General features: G+C 36.9%; 7 protein-coding genes. All 7 read left to right on the top strand.

Annotation, left to right across the window (positions count from 1 at the left end; all coding sequences use genetic code 11):
* The first annotated feature begins 254 nt into the window (after nucleotides 1-254).
* The 7 genes from ED312_RS21780 (at nucleotide 255) to ED312_RS21745 (ending at nucleotide 6,735) form a co-directional block, all read left to right on the top strand.
* Complete coding sequence (locus ED312_RS21780) at nucleotides 255-1,445, top strand: ATP-binding protein (RefSeq protein ID WP_123218137.1); 1,191 nt, start codon at nucleotides 255-257, stop codon at nucleotides 1,443-1,445.
* Nucleotides 1,446-1,726: 281 nt separating this feature from the next.
* Complete coding sequence (locus tag ED312_RS21775; protein WP_123218138.1) at nucleotides 1,727-2,599, top strand: HD domain-containing protein; 873 nt, start codon at nucleotides 1,727-1,729, stop codon at nucleotides 2,597-2,599.
* Nucleotides 2,600-2,951: 352 nt separating this feature from the next.
* On the top strand, nucleotides 2,952-3,347 hold the full coding sequence (locus tag ED312_RS21770) for a tautomerase family protein (protein ID WP_123218136.1): 396 nt from the start codon (nucleotides 2,952-2,954) through the stop codon (nucleotides 3,345-3,347).
* Nucleotides 3,348-3,740 carry a cupin domain-containing protein gene (locus ED312_RS21765; RefSeq protein ID WP_123218135.1) on the top strand — a complete coding sequence of 131 codons (393 nt, stop codon included), beginning with the start codon at nucleotides 3,348-3,350 and terminating at the stop codon, nucleotides 3,738-3,740.
* A gap of 377 nt (nucleotides 3,741-4,117) precedes the next feature.
* Entirely contained in the window at nucleotides 4,118-4,564 is a 447-nt protein-coding gene (locus ED312_RS21760; RefSeq protein ID WP_123218134.1) for a DUF1572 family protein, read from the top strand.
* Between the two features lie 375 nt (nucleotides 4,565-4,939).
* Entirely contained in the window at nucleotides 4,940-6,511 is a 1,572-nt protein-coding gene (locus ED312_RS21750; protein ID WP_123218133.1) for a hypothetical protein, read from the top strand.
* Between the two features lie 32 nt (nucleotides 6,512-6,543).
* Nucleotides 6,544-6,735, top strand: coding sequence for an SIS domain-containing protein (locus ED312_RS21745; protein WP_123218132.1), 192 nt, complete (start codon nucleotides 6,544-6,546; stop codon nucleotides 6,733-6,735).
* Nucleotides 6,736-6,841 lie beyond the last annotated feature (106 nt).

Below are 6,841 nucleotides of genomic sequence, written 5' to 3'. Positions count from 1 at the left end.
ACAGATTTTTCATTTCCGGAAAAATAGGGTTATGAGTAAAGCTCAGGAAATTAAAGATACCACACGATACAATGGTGCGGCAGCGGAGGGAGGAGAGAGAAGGCAATACAATCGCGCACCAGCGGGGGCGAATGAATCCCATCAATTCACCATTATTTTAGAATAATTGCACAATAAAATGTGCATTAATTAGTCATAGTGCATTTTTAAATGTGCATAAAATGATTTAAATTGCACTTTGATATGGTCATTTTATGGAAGCATTATTAAATAAATCAGTAAGGTTAGTCCGCGGAGTAAAGACAGGCAGTGTGCGTTATCTGTTTGATAAAATATTGTGGAATAATAGATTAATAGGAATTAAAGGAGCCAGAGGAACAGGTAAAACCACTTTGTTGTTGCAACGGTTAAAAACACTGAGTCTTCCGCCGAACCAGGCGACCTACTGGACATTAGACGATTTGTATTTTACCGATTCGGGTTTGGCAGATACTGCCCGGCTTTTTTACAACAGGGGCGGGAGAATTTTGTTTCTGGATGAAGTACACAAGTATCCTGCCTGGTCGCAGCACATTAAAAACCTGTATGACGAATACGATGATCTGCAAATCATATTTACGGGTTCATCCATTATAGATATAGCAAAAGAAGAGGTGGATTTAAGCCGCCGGGCATTGATGTACACACTTTACGGAATGTCTTACAGGGAATATATGAACTTCAAATACAGGTCAGAACTGCCTGTGCTGTCTTTCGACGAAATAATCAGCGGCACACAGGTATGGCAACATAAATTTCCCGAAAAATTCCGGCCATTAGAATATTTTGCGGAATACCTGCAGCAAGGGTACTATCCGTTTTCACTGGAAGATGAAGAAGGTTTTGCTACACGACTGCAACAGGTCATCCGTATTATCGTGGAGTATGATATGGCACAGCTATCGGGGTTTGATATCAAGAACGCTCAGAAACTGTTACAGCTTTTATACATTCTTTCTGCCCATGTTCCGTTCAAACCCAATATTTCGGAACTGGCCAGAAAAAGTTACATACACCGAAACACCATAAACGAATACCTGCATTTTTTGGAAGAAGCACAGCTCATACGACTGGTTTATCCGGCAGGAATAAGTGTGAGTACCTTGCAAAAACCGGAAAAGATCTTTTTGAACAATCCCAATCTGGCCTTTGCATTGGCTCCCAATGCTACTGATAAAGGGAATCTGCGTGAAACTTTTTTTGCATCGCAAGTGGCAGTACACCATAAAATATCTCTCCCCAAACAAGGAGATTTTACCATAAACGATACCTATGTATTTGAAATTGGCGGAAAGCAGAAAGGTCGCAAGCAGATTGAAGGGATGGAGCATGCCTTTGTCGTTGTTGACGATGTGGACTTTCCCGCACTCCATATTCCACTTTGGGTCTTCGGAATGTTGTACTAACCAAGAAAGCTCAAACGTCTGGGCTGTGAAGTCAGGGGACATTCGTATAACCTATGACATTTCGGAGAGCGGGAAGAGAGAACGCGATACAATCGCGCACGAGGGGGGGAGCGGGAAGAGAGAACACGATACAATCGCGCACCAGCGGGAGGAATCGATGAGAAAATTCAGAAAAGAACAGTAAAAAAAAATTAATTAATTTAACCGAAAGTTTTTGAGAAAAGTGTCCGTTTTCAGCGGAATATACAGTGTATTAATGAATGGTGTGCAAGCTAAAAGAAATGAAGTACGTAGATAAAATATATGGAGAGTTTGAATTTTCAGGAGTAATTGAAGAAATCATAAAGACAAATGTCTTTCAGAGATTGAAGAAAATTCATCAAGGAGGTTCTATCTTTTTAGTTAACCCAAAAGTAAATCATACAAGATTTGAGCATTCGATTGGGGTAATGCTAATCATAAAAAAACTTGGAGGAAGTATTGAAGAACAAATCGCCGGATTAATTCATGATATTTCGCATACCGCATTTTCTCATTTAATTGATTATGTACTTGACATCGAAGGAGAAGATTATCATGAAAATAGATATGGTGCGGTTTTAAAAGATAGTGAATTAAACGCTGTATTGGAGAAATATCAAATGGATAGAACGGTGTTTATGGATATCGAAAAATTTAAACTTTTAGAATACCCGTTACCTTATTTGTCCGCGGATAGAATAGACTATACACTTAGGGATATGTTTCAAATCGGAGAAATTTCACTTGAAAATATTTCCTGGTTTATAAATGGGTTAGCGACTTTTGATCATAGAATTGTCCTGAAATCCGAAGATTACGGAAAATGGTTCCAGGCAAAATACAACTTCCTGACAGCTGAATATTTTGAAGGAGAGGAAAATGTAGAGATAAATATAATAATGAAGACGATAATTAAAGATTGCTTGGAAAAAGGGATAATTGAAGAAAAGGACTTTTTCGAGGACGACTTTTATCTTATGGACAAAATAAATCAGAAATTCAATTTAATGCAATGGATTGTTAAGATCAGGGGTAATGGATTGAAAAATAAAAAGTTGAAGACTAAAAAACGTATAGTGAATCCTGAAATTATTGTACATAACCAAATCTTGAAATTATCAGAAGTGAATTAAAGTCCGCACACAACACTGTATATATGAAATGAGCGAGATTAAATTCAAGGGTTGTAACCCTTTTTAAATTTCTTTCGATTTGATACGTTTAAAGCCTACAATCACTGTAAGGCTCCCCTAAACAGAAGACGCACATTCAAATAGTCTGCATTTTTCCCGGATTGCAAATATGCTATTGAGGTTATGCGAAGAGGAGGTAAAGAGTACTGCCTTAGCATAACCTTTTTCGTGCGTTACACCTGTGCTGAGTATACGTTTTGGAAAAATAAAAAATAGGTTATAGTATTGCGTATATTTAGGAGTTAGCTGTCAGGTAAAAAACAACATTGATAAATAAAAACATTGAAAGAACATGCCATTAGTAAGAATTAGCTTGCCAAAGAAATTCACGAAAAAAACAAAAGATAATATCTCGGTTTCTATTCATAAATCATTAATTAAAGAATTTAACATTCCTGAAAATGATTATTTCCATATTATTGAAGAATTAGAATCGGAGCAAATTAAATATCCCGAAAAGTATTTAGGAATTGAACATACTTCAGATATTGTTTTTGTTCAAATTATTGCCGGTCAAGGACGGACTTTAGAGCAGAAAAAGAAGCTATATAATGAAATTGCCATTCAAATAAGTTCTTCAACCTCAGTGGCCAAAAATAATGTGATAATTACGCTTCTTGAAAATAACGGAAGAGAAAATTGGTCATTTGGTAACGGAGAAATTCAAGAACCTAAACACCTGAAATAGATGATAATATCGAATATAGACGAAACATTAAATAATGTTGTACAAGATAAAAATGTAGGTGTAAAGCTTGCTCGTTTGACAGGAGATGAGGATATGTCTGTTTTTGCAATTGAATTAAAAAGAGATCAATTCATTCCCGCTCATTATCATAAAACAGGAATTGAAACCTACTTTATCTTGTTTGGTGAAGGAATTGTATCAATAGGTAAAATAAATGGCGAACGAATAGTTTGGGAAGACAGCAAAAAAGTTGTTAGTGGAGATGCCTTTACTATATATCCAAATGAAGTTCACAAATTTGAGAATGTATCCAAAGAAACTTTAAAAATAATAGCGACTACTCCATTAAGTCACAGCAAAGAAGATAGATTTTTTATATACGAAAAAGAATAAACCCGAACAGTCAATAACTAAGTATTCGGCCTGCCGATAGGCCAGGGCTGAATATCTTGTTGACGGATCCGGTTCTCAAGGAAACTACAAAAGGCAGTATCTCATAAACTGTGTAAATAGGAAATATCGAGGATCATTACGTACTCATGCTCGCCACCGGATAGTGACTAATTTGTATTTTTGCCAGGGCGACAATAGCAAACTGTCTTTGTCGGTATGGTAGATATACGCATAAGAGATTAGCCGAAAACCACATATCATATTTCGGCTTTCGGCGCAAGCCCTTCGATAAACTTAGGACAGGCGTCGCAACATTTCAGATAAGGAAGCTATTTTATAGGACCAAAAAAGGGAATCGAAAAATTAGAAAAGTAAAGATGAAAGAAGCGTTAATAGAATTATTCCGTCAGGATTTAAATCGGGTCAAACAGGAAATTGAATTATACAATAACGAATCAGCCTTATGGAAAATTGAACATTCTATAAAAAATTCGGGGGGAAATTTATGTCTGCATATCATCGGAAATCTGAAAACTTTTATTGGGAACGGGTTAGCTGAAATTGGATATGTCAGACAAAGGGATCTTGAATTTTCCGCTAAAAATGTTGATAGGGCTAAAATGTACGCAGAAATAGATGAAACCATTGAGATCGTAAGTCAAGGAATAGGTAAACTAAAAGAAGATCAAATAAAAGGGGATTTTCCGATGCTAATCGGGGGAAAAGAAACAGGAATGGCATTTACTTTAATACGTTTACATGCGCATTTAAACTATCATTTAGGGCAAATAAATTACCACAGAAGGATTTTGGATAGAAACTAGGCTTATTACTGCATTTATCCCATACGTTGGTGACAAACCGGAAAAAATGATCAAAATGAAAAAAATAGGACTTATCGGCGGGATGAGCCAGGGATCATCCCTGGTGTATTACAAGATCATCAATGGAAAAACACATGATATTTTAGGTGGGGGTTCATTCTTTAAGGTATAAATATTGGAGCAGAAGGAGTTATTTTAGGCTGCATGGAAATCCCATTACTGATTCAGTGCAGCGATATGAATGTTCCGGTTTTTGATACAACAAGGATACATGCCGAAAGCGTTGTGGAATTTGCTTTGGGAAAATAGTAAACTTCTTTTACTTCCTCTTTTTTCTGGATACCCGGGTTCATTATTATAAATATGTTATCATTCATGACACAAAAACTTATCCTTTTTATATTTTTATTTTCATCTGCTCCGGGCTTCGCCCAAAAACTGAAATTTAATCCAAAAGAAGATCATCCCTATGCCTTTGAGACCGAAGCTATTGTTTTTGAACAGGCTATATTCAAACTGGCACTCAAGTCCGATGTGGAAACCACTTTTTCAGAGAATAACAAGAGCATCAGCGTAAAATTGAACAGGGCCCAGGTAAAAGAATCATCGCACGTACTGGATACCCGAAATCTTGAAAAGATGGGAAAAAAAGACAGCGCCCGGATAAAAACGACCATGTCTGAACCCTTTATTTTTAAGCCCGAAAACGGAAAACTGCAGCTGGTAAGCCATACAAACGTAAAGTATTTGGATAAGATTCGTGAGGTTATAAATGCCTTTGGAAAGTACTACAACCCGGAATACAATGAATTTTACAAGGGCATTGTGCTGAAGAAAGGGCATTCGTGGAGTGTTACCGGTGCCGAATCAAATAAGATCATGGGGGCGGGAAACGGATCTGTAGCCTTTCATTATACCGTCAGGGACATCAACGATAAAGAGGTGGTCGTCTATGGAAAAGGTATTGCAGAAGAACAACAGCATACGACCAATATTGCGGTTAAATATGTGCTGGACAAAGAAACAGGAATACCGCTTTACACCAAATTAATAACCTACGGAGACAATGACAGATGTGTTTTACTAATAAGCAAGGCCAAAGATTATCAGGCACCGAGCGCCCTTGAAGAATTTATGCCTATCGAAAACACTTTATTGGTTAAAAGTTATAAGAGATCCAATGCATTCAAACCTGCAGAATACAGTTATAAAAAACGCCCTTTAATAACAGACAAAGATAAGCTGGAACAACTTATTAAACAATGTACGGACAGCCTGAAAACAAGTATTTCCTGGGCTAAAAGCATGTACTACCTTTCCGGATTCGGGGATACAGGCAAAAATATCAGGATTGTAGACTCTCTTTTGGTTGGGGCGTATTCCAAGGTGAATCATATTTATTTTTACAACAGGGACGGATTCCCTGTTTTTGAACTAAAACAGGACAGGAACGTAAAATACAACACTCCTTTATTTATAGGGCCCTACTATAGCAATTTATACCAGAAGCCGCTGGACATCACAAAAATTGAGGTCGACATGATTACATTTACACCCACGAAGAGAAAAACGATCAGCCTCACCTCAGATACCAACAATTCCGATTACAATTTTAAAATTTCCGACAGTAGCGTTGTCATGGACTTGAAAAAACACATGAATATTGACTATCAGTCTTTTAGGTTCTTTGATCGTGAAGGGAACGAATTAACCTCAAAATGGATCCCCAATTATAAATACGGCAGGATTATTACCGATAACGAAGCTTTTACACAAGAAGTTTTAGAACAGGTGCCGGGCGAGAAAAAAGAAACGCTATACAGCGTGAAATTTCTTGTGGGCAATGTTTCAAAGGTGACTTTTGATATCCTGACAGACGATTTGGAATTCAGACATAAAAAGAGAATTTACACCCACCCCGTTTTAAACAAGCGTTTTGGGTCATAACCTCAGGTAACATTTATAAAAAAGCAAAACCCATGTTCGAATATCCGGAAGAAACCAAAAAACTAATAAATAAACTGTCCTCCGGACAAAAAGAGCAGTTAATGCAGGTCACCGGGATGGTTGCTGATGTCATCATCAATGATGGTATCATACATACATTCGGCACGGGGTATTCGCAAATGATTGGCATGGAAATGTTCGGAAGGGCATGTAAAAGTTCATAGATATTCTTGATTATTTTTTGTTGTGTAGTCATAATATTTAATCTGATTTTAAAATTACCTTTTTACTCGTAACTGTCAGATTAAATATTGACTAATTCAATTTAAT

The organism is Sinomicrobium pectinilyticum (genome assembly GCF_003725735.1).
GTDB lineage: Bacteria > Bacteroidota > Bacteroidia > Flavobacteriales > Flavobacteriaceae > Sinomicrobium > Sinomicrobium pectinilyticum.
The sequence above is the reverse complement of the archived record's forward strand: the minus strand, read 5'-3'. Positions and strand labels throughout refer to the sequence as shown.

Coding starts and splice junctions, on each gene's coding strand:
- ED312_RS21780 (WP_123218137.1), top strand. CDS start 255: ATGGAAGCATTATTAAATAAATCAGTAAGGTTAGTCCGCGGAGTAAAG.
- ED312_RS21775 (WP_123218138.1), top strand. CDS start 1,727: ATGAAGTACGTAGATAAAATATATGGAGAGTTTGAATTTTCAGGAGTA.
- ED312_RS21770 (WP_123218136.1), top strand. CDS start 2,952: ATGCCATTAGTAAGAATTAGCTTGCCAAAGAAATTCACGAAAAAAACA.
- ED312_RS21765 (WP_123218135.1), top strand. CDS start 3,348: ATGATAATATCGAATATAGACGAAACATTAAATAATGTTGTACAAGAT.
- ED312_RS21760 (WP_123218134.1), top strand. CDS start 4,118: ATGAAAGAAGCGTTAATAGAATTATTCCGTCAGGATTTAAATCGGGTC.
- ED312_RS21750 (WP_123218133.1), top strand. CDS start 4,940: ATGACACAAAAACTTATCCTTTTTATATTTTTATTTTCATCTGCTCCG.
- ED312_RS21745 (WP_123218132.1), top strand. CDS start 6,544: ATGTTCGAATATCCGGAAGAAACCAAAAAACTAATAAATAAACTGTCC.